This is a genomic window from Paraburkholderia sp. GAS82 (assembly GCF_050436285.1).
Lineage (GTDB): Bacteria > Pseudomonadota > Gammaproteobacteria > Burkholderiales > Burkholderiaceae > Paraburkholderia > Paraburkholderia phenazinium_B.
Genome location: NZ_JBNDLX010000013.1, coordinates 86,508 through 102,850, shown reverse-complemented (window position 1 = coordinate 102,850; position 16,343 = coordinate 86,508). Strand labels below are relative to the sequence as shown.

The 16,343-nt window shown below is 58.9% G+C and carries 14 protein-coding genes and 1 pseudogene; 8 read left to right on the top strand and 7 right to left on the bottom strand.

Features of this window, described 5'->3' with window-relative positions:
• Positions 1-391: 391 nt before the first annotated feature.
• Together P3T17_RS32440 and P3T17_RS32435 are read left to right on the top strand one after the other, a co-directional pair.
• The gene (locus tag P3T17_RS32440; protein ID WP_429410839.1) at positions 392-1,138 is read left to right on the top strand and encodes a hypothetical protein; all 747 of its coding nucleotides are present in this window, start codon (positions 392-394) and stop codon (positions 1,136-1,138) included.
• A gap of 598 nt (positions 1,139-1,736) precedes the next feature.
• Positions 1,737-2,078 (top strand): hypothetical protein, encoded by a 342-nt coding sequence (locus P3T17_RS32435; protein WP_074268527.1) that lies wholly within the window; start codon positions 1,737-1,739, stop codon positions 2,076-2,078.
• A 785-nt stretch (positions 2,079-2,863) separates the two neighbouring features.
• Here the strand turns inward: P3T17_RS32435 and alsS are convergent.
• Complete coding sequence (gene alsS / locus P3T17_RS32430) at positions 2,864-4,540, bottom strand: acetolactate synthase AlsS (RefSeq protein ID WP_074268528.1); 1,677 nt, start codon at positions 4,538-4,540, stop codon at positions 2,864-2,866.
• Positions 4,541-4,550: 10 nt separating this feature from the next.
• Entirely contained in the window at positions 4,551-5,381 is an 831-nt protein-coding gene (gene budA, locus P3T17_RS32425; RefSeq protein ID WP_074268529.1) for an acetolactate decarboxylase, read from the bottom strand.
• A 413-nt stretch (positions 5,382-5,794) separates the two neighbouring features.
• Here budA and P3T17_RS32420 point away from each other — a divergent pair, with 413 nt between their 5' ends.
• Positions 5,795-6,484 carry a YoaK family protein gene (locus P3T17_RS32420; RefSeq protein ID WP_074268530.1) on the top strand — a complete coding sequence of 230 codons (690 nt, stop codon included), beginning with the start codon at positions 5,795-5,797 and terminating at the stop codon, positions 6,482-6,484.
• A gap of 327 nt (positions 6,485-6,811) precedes the next feature.
• Positions 6,812-7,195, top strand: coding sequence for a BON domain-containing protein (locus P3T17_RS32415; RefSeq protein ID WP_074268531.1), 384 nt, complete (start codon positions 6,812-6,814; stop codon positions 7,193-7,195).
• Positions 7,196-7,308: 113 nt separating this feature from the next.
• Here the strand turns inward: P3T17_RS32415 and P3T17_RS32410 are convergent, their stop codons facing one another.
• Together P3T17_RS32410 and P3T17_RS32405 are read right to left on the bottom strand one after the other, a co-directional pair.
• Entirely contained in the window at positions 7,309-8,010 is a 702-nt protein-coding gene (locus P3T17_RS32410) for a glutamine amidotransferase (protein ID WP_074268532.1), read from the bottom strand.
• A gap of 3 nt (positions 8,011-8,013) precedes the next feature.
• Entirely contained in the window at positions 8,014-9,486 is a 1,473-nt protein-coding gene (locus tag P3T17_RS32405; protein ID WP_429410834.1) for an APC family permease, read from the bottom strand.
• Between the two features lie 87 nt (positions 9,487-9,573).
• Between P3T17_RS32405 and P3T17_RS32400 the strand changes: the two genes are divergently transcribed.
• The gene (locus P3T17_RS32400) at positions 9,574-11,067 is read left to right on the top strand and encodes a PLP-dependent aminotransferase family protein (protein WP_074268533.1); all 1,494 of its coding nucleotides are present in this window, start codon (positions 9,574-9,576) and stop codon (positions 11,065-11,067) included.
• Between the two features lie 71 nt (positions 11,068-11,138).
• On the opposite strand, the gene P3T17_RS32395 is transcribed toward P3T17_RS32400, so the two are convergent.
• Both P3T17_RS32395 and P3T17_RS32390 read right to left on the bottom strand, forming a co-directional pair.
• Positions 11,139-11,834 (bottom strand): M24 family metallopeptidase, encoded by a 696-nt coding sequence (locus tag P3T17_RS32395; RefSeq protein WP_074268534.1) that lies wholly within the window; start codon positions 11,832-11,834, stop codon positions 11,139-11,141.
• Between the two features lie 59 nt (positions 11,835-11,893).
• Positions 11,894-13,006, bottom strand: coding sequence for an NAD(P)H-flavin reductase (locus P3T17_RS32390; protein ID WP_074268535.1), 1,113 nt, complete (start codon positions 13,004-13,006; stop codon positions 11,894-11,896).
• 290 nt (positions 13,007-13,296) lie between these two features.
• On the opposite strand from P3T17_RS32390, the gene P3T17_RS32385 reads away from it, so the two are divergent.
• From P3T17_RS32385 to P3T17_RS32375, 3 genes and pseudogenes are all read left to right on the top strand, one after another.
• On the top strand, positions 13,297-14,697 hold the full coding sequence (locus P3T17_RS32385) for an amidase family protein (protein ID WP_074268536.1): 1,401 nt from the start codon (positions 13,297-13,299) through the stop codon (positions 14,695-14,697).
• Positions 14,698-14,968: 271 nt separating this feature from the next.
• On the top strand, positions 14,969-15,253 hold the full coding sequence (locus P3T17_RS32380) for a DUF4148 domain-containing protein (protein WP_429410831.1): 285 nt from the start codon (positions 14,969-14,971) through the stop codon (positions 15,251-15,253).
• Positions 15,254-15,428: 175 nt separating this feature from the next.
• Positions 15,429-16,163: pseudogene (locus P3T17_RS32375) on the top strand (cytochrome c biogenesis CcdA family protein); the annotation flags it as partial.
• A gap of 30 nt (positions 16,164-16,193) precedes the next feature.
• Here the strand turns inward: P3T17_RS32375 and P3T17_RS32370 are convergent.
• On the bottom strand, positions 16,194-16,334 hold the full coding sequence (locus P3T17_RS32370; protein ID WP_167379454.1) for a hypothetical protein: 141 nt from the start codon (positions 16,332-16,334) through the stop codon (positions 16,194-16,196).
• Positions 16,335-16,343: the final 9 nt, after the last annotated feature.

Here is a 16,343-nt window from a genome sequence, read left to right as displayed (position 1 = left end):
CATGATCGGCGCACGAAGGTCCGTTGACAGGGGAGGAGCCAACGTTCGAACGTCCCTACCTGGCCGGTCACTGTCCCATGCAAACCGAATGGTTCCCCGGTTCTTTCGTTGAGCTTACTCGACGGCATGCGACCCTTCTCGGACGTCCGATTGCCCAATATGAACGACCGGAACCCGATCTCAAGCAGACTTTGAGATCGGACCCGCCGCAGGTCGTTGACTCTGGCAGTTTATTAGCTGCCTCGCAACGCTCTGCGGTTTCGCACAAGGACCTCAAATGAGTGAATCGCATTGCGACCAGTTCTTGCATGAGGTGCGCGCTCAAGTTTTTCGCAAACGCTCCGATAAGACACAAGCTGGCTGAATAACCGGTTAATAACGTTCATCTTCGATGGAGAAACTTATGCGCTTCATGTCGAAACTCTCGGCCCTTGGCGTAGCCGCGACCTTGGCGGGTTGCGCAGCAGGTCCGAGCCCAGAAGTAGATGCCGGGAAATTTAGTACCGTTCATACGGTAACGGTCGTTTATCCCGGGAAGGCGGTCTACGCTGGCGGGGCTGCATCAATGCCACTTCTGGTTCCTGGCGGCGGCTTACTAGGCGCGGCAATTGCGGGCGCTGTAACGGGCGCCGCCAACGCTAGCGTCAGCAAAGCCCCAGCCACCTTTGACGACCTGGTGACGGCAAAACTTGGGGACACAAAACTCAATCGCCAATTCACTGACGGCATTGAAGCAGCACTGCGAACCCATGGTTACGTTGTTAGCGAGGTCGACGCATCTGCGCCGGGATTGCCAAAATTTACCCGGGACGACCATAACCTGCTGCATGCAAGTGGCCCCGCGTATCGAGATAGCGATGCCGTACTTGTCATTAGCGTTTCGCCACAGTACGTCGCACCGGGGCCGTTAAATTCGTATGCACGTATGGTGGTCGGCGAAATCGTCATGTTCAAGGGAGATACGCACGAATCTGTCCTTCGGCAACGAGTCTATTGGCAGAAGTTCTCGGATCCATATAGCTATGGCACGTTTGCTTCGCTCTTGAACGACCTTCCGCACGCGATCAGCGGCCTCGACGAGAGTGTGATGGCGCAAGTCGGCCTCTTTGACAAGTCGTTAGACGCCACTCAACGTTGATGCAGACGGCTGCCCCGGAGATTGCGGATGCTGTGAGACAAGCAGTCTACGGCCGAGCAAATCGTGTTTCCTTATGCTCTCAATTTCTCCGGATTCCGTTCATCGATGCGTGTTCCAATTCCTCTCGCGGGCCGCGTCATTCCACGAATCGGACATTGGGCGGTGCGTTGGCATGGTCTGCTCCTGGCCGAGCCCGGTCCGACGCAGACCTCGATCAATCGCTGATTGCAGCGAATATGTGAAAGGCATAAGTCGACCCACAGGGGACCTTCAGATTTGCGCAGAGCGGCCGTTCGCGTAGCAGATAATGAAACCTCTACCCCCAGTTGCCCCAGACCATGACCCTTACTGCTTTTGGCCCCGTCCAGACCAGTCCCAACGGGGACTCTTTCTATCTGGCAATTCCGGGTACGCCTGCCTCGCTTGTGCTCTGCCTTGCGGATCCCGATCGTCCGTCGGCGACGCTGGACACCCTGCGCGACGGACAGATGGTCTCGGCCGTGGAACTGTACGCGCTGCTGCCGGCCCTTGCCGACGCGCACTGGAAACCCATGGACAGCGGGGCCTTGATGGGCTCGGGATCGGCTGGATCGAACATTTGGACGAGTTGCGGGTCACCCTCACGGTCAACGGCACGACCCGCCAAGATATACCCGGCACGGCGTTCGTGGCCATGACGGAGGCGGCGAATGCCGTGTCGGAGGCGCTCCGCCTCGCGCGCGATGCGATGACCGGTTACTGGCTGGTGACGGCAGGCGGAAAGGAATTCACGGCTTTTATCCGCCCCGATAACAGTTGGTGGGTTGCGGAGTCCGTGTCGACGAACGACGCTCGGCGAATCGCACGCGTGAAGGCCTATCGCACCGATGACGATCCGCAGGCGGCACTTAGAGGGTGGGCGTCCTCGCAGGGACAGCCCGTCATCATCACGCAGCGCTAGGCCGTCGTGTCCATTGACCGCTTGTGGCCGCACTGAGTCGGCCAACGGCCGGCTCAAGTCGACCCGTCTCAGTCGTCTGACGTGCCAGCCATCGGATGACTGCCTTCAGGCGCGGCCACCGCTCCCGAGTGCGAGGACGTCCCCTGAGAGACGTGAACGTTGCGCGGGAAGCAGGTGCTCACCCGCGATTAAACACCTTGCTAATGCTTGCTCCACGATCCATGCACGGATCGAGACGCGAGAGTTTGAGCAGATGATCGCGAGATGGCGCTCCCCGCTTGCTGTTTAGATATCCTCGACTGTTGAGGAAACTTCGGGTTCTTCGTGGAGTCTCCTGTCAAGTCGAGCCAATCGCCTGGAGCTGAGCAAGAATCTGAGCGTCGGAGCTTAGCGTCAATTGTGTCGACGAATCAAACTCCAGAAGCCATATCGTAGAGGTCGACGCGGAGTTGTCCGCATCGGCTACACCATTGATTGAGGATGTGCTACAAGGTGCAGATTTCGCGTGTGCTTGTCGTAGACTCACGCCGGCGTTGTTAGTGATAGCGTTGATTGACATGTTCGACTCCAATATCGATCGTGAAGTCGGTATAGGTAAGCTGTCGGCTCTGTTTACGAGGCAGGTCGTTGCCCGGCACTACCGGTGGCGGCCTCTCACCGACCCGCCTCGATACCTGGCTACTCCTGCCCTCGAGCGCTGATGCTCGCTGAGTCGTTCCAATCAATCAAGATCAATTTACGTCACATACCGTTCGCTATTGGTCAACAGATGTGCGCAAGCCGCGTCAGTGAAACGCGCTGTCGTGAGCCATTTCGAACAGCTTGTGATTGTCCCGGTAGTCCACGTGAACGCCGACAATAACGGGACCCGGCGTGTCGAGTGCCGTCTTCATGACTGAAGCGATGTCATCTGCCGTCCGGATCATGAGACCCACCGCACCGAAGGCCTCCGCATACTTCACCGGATCCACCGGTCCGAACGCGATCCCCGATGGACGGCCATATTTGGCGATCTCCTGTACCGCTACCATGTCGTACGTACCATCGATCAAGACCATATGAACGAGGTTCGACTTGAGCCGGACCGCCGTTTCGAGCTCCATGCTTGAAAACAGGAAGCCGCCGTCACCGGAGATCGAGATGACCTTCTCCGTAGGTCGCACCAAAGTCGCGGCAATTGCCCAGGGCAGCGCGACACCAAGCGTCTGCTGACCATTCGAAATCAAAACCTGGCGTGATCTGAAGCTGTAAAGGTAGCGGGCAAACCATAGATGGAACGATCCCATATCCAGACAGAGCGTTACATCGGGATCGAGGAATTTCTGTAGCTCATGCACGATCCTCAGCGGATGGACCGGAGCTCCCCCGAGCCGCGCAGCTTCGTCGCTGAGATGAGCTCGTTCTTCCCTGATCGCGCGGAGGATGGCCGAGGAAATCGGCGATTGCTCTTTACGCTCGGTCACCAACGTCAGAGCCGAAAGAGTCTGATCGATATCGCCAATCAACTCCACGGCCGGACAATAGTACGAGTCAAGATCTGCGGGAAGCACGTCGATGTGAATGATCTTGCGGTTGCACTCTTTGTTCCAGAGAGAGGGCCAATATTCCACAGGGTCGTAGCCGACCGTAATCACGAGATCGGCGGCCTCAAGCAGCCGGTCGGCCGGCTGATTGGCAAGCTGTCCGACGCGCCCGCCGAAGTCTGCCAACAGATGTGCCGCTATCGCACCAGCCGACTGGAACGTACCCACCACGGGCAAGTGGTTCGCGGCGATCAACTGGCGCACAGCACTTGCATTGGCAGGTTTGCTCGCCAGCAACCCAAGCAGCACGACAGGCGTTTGCGCCGCGTTGATCAGACGCGCCGCTTCCGCTATGGCGGCACCGTCAGCAGGCCCCTGCCCTGAGAACCCCGGGGTGACAAGCAGCTTGCCTTCGGCCGGCGCCGACATGATGTCTCGCGGCAGGCTGACGAACGCCGCACCGGGACGACCTGACTCCGCCGCACGGAACGCATTGCTGACTACTTCGGCAACGGCTTGCGGAGCGCCGACGGCCGCGCTGAACTTGGTGACGGGCTTGCAGATCGATACCGAGTCCATAGTCTGATGAAGATGCTTCAATGCTTCGTCGGTTGCAACCGCGCCACCTAGCGCGACGACCGGATCACCTTCGGAGTTTGCTGTCGCAAGACCTGTGACGAGATTCGAGACGCCAGGTCCCGACGTGGCGATGCAGACGCCGGCTTTACCCGTCATGCGACCGATCCCGCCCGCTATGAAGGCTGCATTCTGCTCGTGCCGGCACACGACTGTCCGTATCTTCGAATCGACCAAGGTGTTAAACACGGCATCGATCTTTGCGCCTGGAATGCCAAATACGTATTCAACACCTTGATCTTCCAGTGTGCGGACGACAAGTTCGGCTCCCGTTCGGGCTGAGTTGTCAATTTTGCTAGACATCGTTTATCTCCTAATGGGCCTGTTCGGCGTACGCGAGTTCACCGGCGGAGTTCTTGCTCAGATCCGCCTTGAGGAACGATTCGTTTTCTGGCAACGCGAGATGGAAATCCGTCAGCGCTTCGATGCGAAGCCGCAAGGGGGCGCTCGAACATGCCAGCAGATGACCGCCATGTTTGCGGTCCTCGGATAGAAAGTGAAAGTGATATCCGGCGATACTGAACGCGCTGGAAAATCCCGGCGACCATAGCCCCACGAGCGTACCCCGAATCGCACTCAGTTCGAACTCGGCCTGCGCTTTAGCTGCGTCAATCAACCGGGCACCGCTCTGAGGGGGACTCACCGCGCGCATATGGGCATGGTGGAATTCGCCGTCGAGTCGTATCGCATAGAAGATGTTGTTCGATCTTCGGTACGCGTCGCACTGTTGCATCAGGACATCGAGTGAGTCTGCCGGCCCGATTGAAACATCGACGTCGGGTGTAAAGCGCGTGACGACCGCGAACGGCGCGCAGGCATCCACAGGCGCCTCCGAGACCGTCCCATCACCACGCGCCCGGTAGATAAGGCCGTCAAGCACGACCATCTCTCCGTCAAGGTTTTCGAACGTCCCCAGACCGAAGTCGCCGTGCTTCAGGATTACCTTCGACGAGATTGCGCCGGTGTACACCCCTTCCACCAGAGCACCTGAGGTTGAAACCTGGAAGAGCGTATGCAAAGGCGTATGAAAGTATTCCGCCAGCGCCGCCGCGACGATGGACGACGCACTGGTCCCGGTTCTCGTCATTTCAACTTTTAGCGCGCGCTCAAGGACGGAGGGAATAAGCAGATTGAGTTCAGGCACGTGTCATATCCATAGAGTGACTGCGCGGCGCCGCGCACGACAGGACCATCGATCGATGGATGAGGCGCCGCCGTGAAGCGGCGATGCGATAAAACCAAGATATTCCCGACCGCCCCGCAGAGGAAATCGTCTCTGCGGGTGCCTACACGCAACCGATGTATGACGGAACCTATACGAACGCATGTTGCCTCAGCGCCCTGGCAAGAATCGCTCACCAGCATATACGCGCGTATGTCGCGCGGCGACTCAAGTACGAGCGGCGGTACCGTCAAGTAGGCTGTCTACCCCTCTGGATCCGCAGTATCTTTAGTTGGGGAAGAACTTCGTAAGCACGCTGTTGCCCGGTATAGAGCCTCGCGGCGAAGCCGGACCGATGTCCTCCCCCGTTCACCATTCGCCTGCGCAGAAACTTTATGAGCAACGCACCTGTCACCGCACAGCCTGCGCCAGAATCCACACTTGCCGCAGGCGCACTGTTGAGTGCGATAGGCGGGTTCCTCGACGCCTATACATATGTCGGTCATGGAATGGTGTTTGCGAACGCCCAGAGCGGTAACGTTCTGTTAGCGGCGCTGGCAATTGTCAACGCGCAGTGGTCTTTAGCGATTCGCCATATTCCGCCAATCATCGCCCTCTTTGTTGGGACCTTCTTCGTCCGAGCAGTTCAACTGATCAGCCCACGTCTGGGACTGCGATCCGCCACCGTCTGTCTTGCAGTCGAGGCACTTGTATTGCTTGGCAACGCCGCGCTGCCGGCCGACATAAACGATTATCTGAGCACTGTGTCTATTTCATTCGCCGCGGCGCTGCAATGGTCTGCATTCGCGAACATCGAAGGATGGACGTATACGTCGATCGCGGCGACCGGCAACCTGAGGCAACTTGCCGACTCAATATTCACCCTGTCCGTCGGTGTTGCGCCCGCTGTAGGTAATTCGCCTCGAGCCCGCGCATTTGCGGCAATCTGTACTGGATTCGCCCTGGGCGCAGTAGTAGGCGCCTTTGCGACACACACGATGGGAAACGCGGCCGCACTCCTGCCGGCCGTATGCCTGATAGGCATGCTGATGATGATCGATATCGCTGCGCAGTTCCCCTTGTAGGTCTTCTCCGCCGCCGGATAGCCGCATGAGCAAGAGAAGCCGCAATTCGGGGGAAGTGCAAGGCACCGGACGAGCATACATAAGTATGCGTTCGTCATCCGAGATGATTGAATTGAGAACCATGAGTTCTATAGCACTCCGCGTCCGAGCCAATTATTCTGAAGCCTGAAAAGTTGGAGAAGGTAGGCGCCTGACGGCTGGGCGACCGAACTACTATCGGTCAAACTTCAAATTTTCCATACGACAATATTTACACGTCGTTATCGTCGCGTTCATCCACAGTATTTTTAAAATATTTCGCTAACCTCATCAATGACAGGTGAATATATGATCTCGAAAAATGTAGCAATTGGCGTCGTAACAGCCGTCGTGCTGTGCACGGCAGCTTATGCGCAAACTCCGGCAGTAAGCTCGATGAGTAATGACTCGAATGCCAATTCCGCCGCACTCGACCAAGGGCAGTCGACAAAAAAGGCCGAGCGTGCGGCGAATCGGGCTTTCGCTAAGCGGATCAGGCAGACCCTCTACAAGACCAAGGGTCTCGAGGACTCTGACATCGTCGTCTTCGCGAAGGCCAAGACAGGGCAGGTGACGCTATCGGGGTTCATCCTGACTGAGGACCAGGATCACATTGCTACAGCTGCCGTTGGCAAAGTTCAAGGTGTCTCCTCGGTGACCAGTAAACTGACTCTGCAGGAACAAGGGGGTTAAGCAAGCTGATAGCACGACCGGCGGCGGCCGGGCGGGCGCGCTACTTGACGCCATACCCCGCGAGAGGCTCTCTGAACGGTTCGGTCATTGGGCTGCGGGTGCAACTCACGGCATTAAGGACGAGCTAACGCTTCGGCGCGGGCCAACCAATCGCGTAGCACCTCGCCGCTGCAGGGCGATGGAGGCAGCGCGGTCTCGCGCAAAGATCTTATATCCACGCCCGCGTGCGCCAATTCGAACGCATGCCCGACGAGCCAACTCTCGATGGCGGCAGCCGAAGCTTCGAGGTGAAATTGCAGACCAAGCACATGCGTGCCGATCGAAAATGCCTGGTTCGGGTAAAGCTCGGTGGAAGCCAGCCGCTCAGCGTCCGCTGGCAAATCGAACGTATCGCCATGCCAATGCAGGACCGGCACATCCGCCGATAGAGGTGCAAGCACCGACTCCTTCCCGGCGGCCGTTAACATCACCCTCCCCCAACCGATCTCCTTTACTGCTCCCGGGTAGACCTTTGCACCGCATGCTCTTGCGATCAGTTGCGCCCCGAGGCAAATCCCCAACAGCGGCATTTCCATGTTCAGTCGTTGTTCGATCAGTGACAGTTCATGGCACAGAAACGGATATCTGCCTTCCTCGTACGCGCCGATCGGTCCACCGAGAATCACCACGACGTCGGGTGCGCGGATATCGAGATCCCGCAGGTTCCCCGTAGGCGCCTCAACGTACTCAATCCGACACCCTGCTTCAATGAACGCCGGTTCGAAGGCACCCAGATCTTCGAACGGCACGTGACGAATGGCTAGGACATGCTTCATTGCTTAAACCTCGTTGACAGCTTGCGTTGCTGCGAGTTGATATTGCTCGTGCGTCGACGCGAGTTCCTCCCGGATGCGCGTGCGCGCTGCCGGCTCTCGACGATGGAGGGAAACAATCCACCCGGCGCCTGCTGCCAGGTAAGCGAAAAAGATATAGGGGAAGTAGACAACCGGCGCGGGCGGCAGCGGATAGACGCTGCCGATGGCGGGGATCATGAGTAGCAACAGCGCCGCAACACAGTAGCCAACGTCGCGCCGGCGCAGTTGTCCGAGCCGGGAGAGGTACACGGGTGCTGCGATCGTGATCAAGAAGTACGGCACGAGGAAGCCAAACGCGGCCAACGTGCCGACCCAGTTGAATATATCGAGAGGGGCATTGTGGGCCGCGAAAAGTATCGCCGGAACGAGAAAAGCGATGATCGCCATCAGCGAAACCGCGACGTGCGGGGTTTCGTTCGTCGAATGGGCGTCTGCTGTTGCCTCATGAAAAAGGCCATGCCGTCCCATTGCAAAGATCACCCGCGCCCCTGCATTGATGCACGAAAGGGCCAGCGAAAAGAACGTGAACATTGCACCGAGCGATAGCGGCACCTGCAGAAACTTGACGTGCGCAAGTTCGGCCAAAATGTTCAGCGGCGCATCGATCTTATCGAGCGTGATTGCGTAGCCGGTGAAGCCATCAACCATCACATAGGTGACGAAGACGAAGAATACGCCGGACACGATCAGGCTCCAGATCACCGCACGTGGAATCGACTTCAGCGGATCTTTCGCTTCCGTACCGAACGCAGTCGCACACTCGAAGCCAACCAAGCTGAAAATCGCGACCACCACGCCGAGCCCCATACTTGAGAGCGGCGTATCGCTCAGGCCAAGTTGTTTTGTGTCGATGGCGAAATGACGCGACTGAAGCACGATGAAGCAAAGCCCCAGGATTAATAGCATCGAGGCGCCCTCAAGAATTAGCATCAGTACCGCAGAGAGCTGCACGTTTCTCCACGCGCAATACCACGCAGTGACGGCGCAGACGACAAAGAAAACCAGCGGAGAGACGCTGTGCCCCGCCATCTGGGTCAGCTTGCCCGCGAACACGGCGAACCCCGTCATGCCCGCCATGGCGATTCCCAGATAGGCCCAAACGAGCGACCAACCTGCGACCCCACCTGCGGTGAGCCCAAGTCCTCTGCAGGTATAGGCATACATCGACCCGACCCCTGCCGAGCGGCGTGCAAACTGGTTGAGATTGAAGGCAACGAACAGCAGCATTACGGTACCCAGCGCATACGCCAACCAACTCATATTGCCCGTATTGGAGAACATCACGGGAATGATCAGCGCGGCGGTCATGGTCGGGGAAATCAGTGCAACGGCTTGACCCAGCAACTCCGAAAAGCTCAAACAATTCGCTCGTAGGGGATTCGTTTCCATGGATTGCACCTTTAGGTCGATGACGACGAACTCGTTTGCCGCGAACAAGATTCGGGCTCCGTAATCAGTAAGCCGATGGTACGATCGCCTTGGACCAGGTGAATCCTCCAGAAAATTAAAGCAGGGTGGACCAGCATGCTGAGACCGTCGGAGATGGGCATCAAGGTGGACAAGGACCAAAAGATGCCTCCTTACCTGCAGATTGCCCTCGCCATCATCGAAGAAATTCGCCGCGGCAGGCTTCAGCCGGGAGGCGCGTTGCCCGGTACGAGGGACCTCGCCGAGCAATTAGGTGTCAACCGCAAAACGGTGATCCTTGCCTATGACGAGCTCACCGCACAAGGTTGGCTGACCCCGGAGCGCGCACGGGGGACGTTCGTGTCGCCGCGTCTGCCGACTGCCCAGCCGGCGGCCTTCGCCTTTCGGCCTGTTGAAACGGCGCCGATGCCTCAGGAGCCCGATTTCCGCCTTCCCGGACAAAAGACCCGTGTCGACATATTGCTGCCGGAGCCGGGAGTACTGATGTTCGACGATGGCGCGCCCGACACCCGCCTCGTGCCTGTCAATGAAATGGCACGTGCGTATCGCCGCAGCCTGCTTTCGCTAAGTCGCGACAACCTGCTAGGGTACGGTGATCCCCGCGGCGCGCGGGCGCTGCGGCGGTCGATCTCAGCGATGCTCAATGCGGACCGCGGTCTCAACACAACCGCTGACACCATCTGCCTGACCCGCGGGAGCCAGATGGCCATCTTCATCGCTGCGCGAGTGCTCACACAGGCTGGCGACACAGCTGTGCTGGAGTCGCTGAGCTATCCCCCTGCAAGAGAAGCGTTTCTCGCAAACGGCGTCGAGGTAGTGACGGCACGCGTCGACGAGAAGGGTATGCGCCTTGACGATCTTGAGAAGCTTTGCCGGAACAAGCGTGTGCGGTGTGTCTACCTGACGCCGCACCATCAGTTTCCGACCACGGTCCTGTTGCCGCCTGAACGGCGCTTGCGGCTACTCGCGCTCGCCGACCAGTTTGGCTTTGCAATAATCGAGGATGACTATGACCACGACTTTCATTTCTCGCACCGTCCGATGCTGCCGCTCGCTAGCGCCGATCAATGGGGCAAGGTCGCGTATATCGGCTCGCTCTCCAAACTGCTTACGCCAAGCTTGCGGAGCGGTTACATTGTCGGCGCCAAACGGTTCGTCGACCGGGTTGCGGAAGAGATTCTGCTAATTGACCGACAGGGCGATCCGGCAACAGAGCTAGCGGTGGCCGAAATGATGGAAGCTGGCGAGATCCGGCGTCATGCGCGTAAGGTGCTGCGCATCTATGATGACAGACGAATGTTGTTCGCCGATCTGCTAAAGCGCCACTTCGGCTCAGCCATCGACTTCGAGCTGCCCGATGGAGGGCTTGCTTTCTGGGTACGATTCGCGGAGAACGTAGACGTTGGCGAGCTTGTCTTAAGCGCCGCCCGTCATGGCGTGAAAATCCTGCCTGGGGCGACCTATTCGATGTCCGGCGAACCGACTTCGGGTCTTAGACTCGGCTTCGCAAGCCTGAACGAACGCGAACTCACGGAAGCGGTCTCAAGGCTTGCGTCGAGCTGGCAACGCCTCGGCCTAGGGGACGCATAGGGAGGCTGCGCTGGTAGGTTGCCCAGCGCAGGTAGGACGTGATTCAACGCCTTTCGTCAACCAGCGAAACGTCAGCTTTCCGACTCAAAGAACTCGTCCCCAAGCAACATATCCTCGAAAAAGGCTCCGTAGGCTTTCTCCGGGTGACGGATATGAATCTCCAAAACCCATAGCAGCGGCGCAGGATGAAAAGGCACTTCGGCGAGGGGCCCCTCGTACACCACCGCATGTGGAAAGTCCGAGATACGATGGCCAGATAAATCGAGATTTAGTTTCCACCCGAGTTCGGTCGCGCGGCGCTCGGCGAATTCGTAGAGCGTCTGACCCGTAAACTTGTCATCACGCCATTTCGCGCGCACTTCGTGGAAAAGCGCTTTTGCGTCACGCGCACAGCGAGTCATTTCGGCATCCGCACCCGTGATAAACGTATCACCGCCGTCGCCTTCCCATTTTTCCCAAACGGGACCGATGTCTATCAGAAAGATGTCCTCCTCACCAAGCACAATACCGGGATCGGACGGTGCCCCAAAGGTCTTCGTGGTATTCGAGCCGAAGCGCACGTACACATCGTGCCATCCACGTCGCATGCCGGCGGCCTTGAGAACGTCTTTCGCCATCTCGACAGCATCCTCCTCGACCATTCCAGGGCGGCATTGCGCGGCGATGGCGTGGATAGCGGCGCGGGTCTTGTCACGAACCGAGAGCATGGTATCCGCAGCAAATGCGGTGCCGACGCGCTCAAGATCGGTCAGGGCGAGTGTACTCATGAGGAAATGCTCCGTACTTTTGTCTTGCGGTTGAAGTTGAAGCCGAACAACGTCTGACTTCAGGGAATAGAGAGGGCAAGACCGCTCGTTGAGGCATCGACCCGTATCTGGCAAGCAAGACGCGAATGGCCCGTCGCTTCGGGTAGGCACTCGAGCAATTCTCGCTCGTCACGGCCAGGTGGCGGCAATCTCGCGCACGACGCCGCATCAATCTCGACCAAGCACGTCCCGCACGCCCCTCGGCCCCCGCATACGCTGGGGACCGCAACACCCAGACGGCGCAACGCGCCAAGCAGCGACTCGTTCAAAGGCACAGCATAAACAATGCCATTGACCTTGATCTGAACCACATCCATGTTGTCGCTTGCCGTGCCGCAAGCGGGGACCGTTGCCCCAAACGGGTCGGCGAAGAATGCCTCAGCACGTAGCCCACGTTTTGAGCTCAAGGCCTCATGCGCTGTCGCAACCATCGCAGGCGCGCCGCACGCGTAGACGTCGACGTCGGCGAGCGAGGCAAAGTCGTGGAGGACGGCCTCATGAACGCGAGTGCCGCGCGGCGTATCCGCATCGGCGCCAACACGCGAGAATACGGGGATGAACCGGAAGTTATCGTGGATGCGAGTCCACGAGTGGACCAGGTCGCACATATACAGGTCGTCTTCTGTCCGACCTCCCCAGTAAAGCGACATGGGCCGCGTCCATCCCTTGGAGAACGCTTCCTCCACGATCGCACGCACAGGTGCGAAACCCGTACCCGTGCAAAGAAAGAGCGCAGATTTGGAAACCGTATCGCTGTGTAGTCCGAAGTCGCCGAATGGACCTCTCCAGGACAGTACGTCACCGCATTCGATCCGCCTCAAGGTGTGGTCACTGAAGAGGCCATCAACAACGCGTCGGACGTGAAGTTCGATGCATCCTTCATGGAGACACGACGTCGCCAGTGAGAAACACCTGTATCGCCCATCAGAGGCCTTCACCTCAATATACTGACCAGACGTATAAGCAAACGTGCACCCTTCTTCCACGCGGATTCTGAGTATCGTGACGCCGGGTACGCAACGTTCGATTTGCACGACTGTGCCTTGTATCAACGCGAACTCATCTGCGTTATGAGGCCGACGCGCGCGCGGAACTCGCAATTGCAGGTCTTCAGTAACAGCCGTGCGAATCATATTCAGCCTATGACGAGTAAATCCATAACGCTAGCCTAGATAAAGCACGGACCTACCGGCACCTCCAGTTTTTCAAAACAGACTGGTCCACGGAAACCAACCATCTGTATGAGCGAGTCACTCGATGGTAAGAGAGCCGTTATCCCTAGATACGATGGTGCTTCGCTATTACCAACGATAGATTAGGGTCTACGGAATGCTCATAAGTTGCCGCATACATTGAGACAGACTGTACGCCCCAAGGTCAAGCAGGGGCGCCCCCCCAAAATTAACCCTCTCCAGGAGGCATCGTGTCGGATCTATGGCGTTTGTCCGCAACTGAACTTGCTCATCTCATTCGCACTCGCAAAGTCTCTGCGAGGGAAGCAGCTGAGGCCGCACTTCAAAGGCTTAACGCGGTCAACCCGCAGATCAATGCGGTCGTCGCGCACCGGCCCGACTGGGTGCGCGAACAGGCCGACCAGGTCGACAGATTATTGGCCCGCGGCGAGGACCCTGGTCCGTTGGCTGGTGTTCCGGTCACTGTGAAGATCAACACAGATCAGGCAGGGTTCGCTACGACCAACGGCACACGACTACAGGAGGATCTGGTGGCGCAGGCCAACAGTCCAGCGGTCGATAATCTCCAGCGAGCCGGGGCGGTGCTGCTCGGCCGCAGCAATGCACCGACCTTCGCCTTGCGCTGGTTTACCAGCAATCTCGTTCACGGCGCCACGCGCAATCCGCGCGATCCGTCGTTGACGCCAGGTGGCTCTTCGGGCGGTGCGGCAGCCGCCGTCGCCGCCGGCATTGGTCATCTGGCACTCGGCACCGACATCGGAGGCTCGATCCGCTATCCGGCCTATGCCTGCGGAATCCACGGAATACGCCCTACGTTCGGACGTGTCCCGGCCTTCAACGCATCCTCGCCGGAGCGCGCAATCGGTGCCCAATTGATGTCCGCGACCGGCCCGATCGCCCGCACGATCAACGATCTTCAAGCTGGGCTCCTCGCGATGTCGGCTCGCGATCTTCGCGATCCCTGGTGGGTGCCGGTGCCCATCGCAGGTACTGCCATGCCGCGCCATGCAGCTATCTGTCTTCGCCCAGGCGGACTACAGATTAGCAAGGAGGTCGAAGCAGCACTGCTGGACGCAGGACGCAGGCTTGCAGACGCCGGTTGGACGGTGGAAGAAATCGAGGATACGCCGTCAATCCGCGAGGCGGCTCAGGTGCAGGAACGGCTGTGGCTTGGCGACGGGTTCGCAGGATTGGTCGACGCCGTTGCGCGCGACGGCGATCCCGGCGCGCATGCGGTGGTCGAAGCCTCGCGCGCCAAGGTCGCAACGCTGCCCGCCGATGTGATAAGTCGTGAGCTGGTACGACGCACCACCTTGACACGCCAATGGCGTCAATTCCTGACCACATATCCAGTGCTATTGCTGCCTGTATCGGCGGAGCTGCCGTTCCCAGACAACCTCGACATGCGCGGCAACGAAGCTTTCGAGCGCGTGTGGGAAGCGCAACTAACGATGAGAGCTCTGCCTGCTATGGGGTTACCGGGCCTCGTTGTCTCCACAGGCCTCGTTGGTTCGGTACCTGTAGGCGTACAGATCGTCGCCGGTCACTATCGGGAAGATCTGTGTCTACTTGCAGGCAAAGCGATCGAAGCTCGCGGCACGCCGCCGTCTCCAATCGATCCTGTCGTATAGGCAAGCTGAAAAGGCATCGTGCCCGTCCCGAGCCGGGCCGCCGCCTCGGTCGAGATTCGTATCGCAATGTATCCATAGATGAACGGGACACATACGCATGCACTTGACCAGCCTTCCCGACACAACCTAGATAACTCGGCGGCCTTTAATGCATCTACGCCGGACGCATGGAAAGGAGGCCGACTCTGCAAACGCCGTCGGACTGCGTTTCCGGGCCTCTCGCATCTGGCAACGCCCCTGTTAGCCAAGACAAACTCCGGAGGTAGTCGCCATGAAGTTACTCATTCAAGCCGTCGTTCTAGCTATCGCTATCGCCACGCCGATCGCTTGCTTCGCACAGGCAGAGGAGCCTTTGACCCGCGCGCAGATCCTTGTCGAGCTAATCCAGCTTGAACAGGCTGGTTACCGCCCCGCCGAATGGGTGGATCCGAATTATCCCGCCGACATCCAGGCGGCCGAGACGCGTGTGGCGGCAAAAAATGGCAAGACCAACAGCGTTGGCGGTGCTGTCGGCAGCATCTCGGCATCGGGAGCCCATGCAGATCCTGGTCACTGAAACGACTACGACCATTCCCCGCCGTGCCTAACGGCACTCACATGGCCGCCCCAAGATTCGAATGACGACATCGACGATGCAATCGCGCCGAACAATGGCTTGGTCCGCCTCGTCACGCACACGATTCGACAGCCATACGGGCGGACCGCATTTCTCATCCATGCCTGGAAAAGCCATGCTCCTCATCGTTCTCGCCTACCTTGGTGGCGCCCTGACTATTCTCAGTCCGTGCATCCTGCCAGTGCTACCGTTCGTCTTTGCGCGCGCCGATCAACCATTCGTGCGCAGTGGTCTGCCGCTGCTTGCCGGTATGGCGCTCACTTTCGCCCTCGTAGCAACGCTTGCGGCCGTCGGCGGCGGATGGGTGACTCAGGCCAACGAGTATGGGCGATGGCTCGCTACGACTCTGCTCGCCGTCTTCGGACTGATTCTGCTGTTTCCTCGCTTCGCCGATCATCTGATGCGCCCTCTGGTAAGCGCCGGCAATCGCCTGTCGAACTTCGCCCAAAGGGACGGACAAGGCGCTCGCGTAGGGTCGGCGTTGCTGTTGGGTATCGCCACGGGTCTGTTGTGGGCCCCATGTGCCGGGCCTATTCTCGGCCTGGTACTGACAGGTGCGGCGCTGCGCGGCGCCAGTGTCGGCACGACGCTTCTACTCGTCGCGTATGCGGCCGGCGCGGCCACCTCACTTGGAGCGGCGTTGCTGATCGGTGGCCGCGTGTTTGCTGCAATGAAGCGTTCGCTCGGCGCGGGAGAATGGATTCGCCGTGGGATCGGCGCGGCGATCTTGTGCGGCGTGGCAGCGATCGCGTTCGGTCTCGACACCGGCATCCTCGCACGAGTGTCGACCGTCTCTACAAGTGGAATCGAACAGAAACTGATCGACCGGTTGTCACCAGGCGTGACGCCGCTGGATCCGCGTTTCGTCAAACGATAGCCCTTAGCGCATCGCCAGATGAATCAGGATCTCGAACGGCAGCGCGAGCAAAAGCGCGCCACTGACTCCGAGACTCCACAGCCCCACGAGCCACAGCATGCGTCGAACTTTAATGTCGCACGTCTGCGCGATTCCAGTGTGCATCGCACCGCT

What these genes read in the sequence shown, in the direction of transcription:
- P3T17_RS32370 (WP_167379454.1), bottom strand. Translation starts at nt 16,334, where the DNA reads ATGCACACTGGAATCGCGCAGACGTGCGACATTAAAGTTCGACGCATG.
- P3T17_RS32380 (WP_429410831.1), top strand. Translation starts at nt 14,969, where the DNA reads ATGAAGTTACTCATTCAAGCCGTCGTTCTAGCTATCGCTATCGCCACG.
- P3T17_RS32440 (WP_429410839.1), top strand. Translation starts at nt 392, where the DNA reads ATGGAGAAACTTATGCGCTTCATGTCGAAACTCTCGGCCCTTGGCGTA.
- P3T17_RS32410 (WP_074268532.1), bottom strand. Translation starts at nt 8,010, where the DNA reads ATGAAGCATGTCCTAGCCATTCGTCACGTGCCGTTCGAAGATCTGGGT.
- P3T17_RS32415 (WP_074268531.1), top strand. Translation starts at nt 6,812, where the DNA reads ATGATCTCGAAAAATGTAGCAATTGGCGTCGTAACAGCCGTCGTGCTG.
- alsS (WP_074268528.1), bottom strand. Translation starts at nt 4,540, where the DNA reads ATGTCTAGCAAAATTGACAACTCAGCCCGAACGGGAGCCGAACTTGTC.
- P3T17_RS32420 (WP_074268530.1), top strand. Translation starts at nt 5,795, where the DNA reads ATGAGCAACGCACCTGTCACCGCACAGCCTGCGCCAGAATCCACACTT.
- P3T17_RS32400 (WP_074268533.1), top strand. Translation starts at nt 9,574, where the DNA reads ATGCTGAGACCGTCGGAGATGGGCATCAAGGTGGACAAGGACCAAAAG.
- P3T17_RS32395 (WP_074268534.1), bottom strand. Translation starts at nt 11,834, where the DNA reads ATGAGTACACTCGCCCTGACCGATCTTGAGCGCGTCGGCACCGCATTT.
- P3T17_RS32390 (WP_074268535.1), bottom strand. Translation starts at nt 13,006, where the DNA reads ATGATTCGCACGGCTGTTACTGAAGACCTGCAATTGCGAGTTCCGCGC.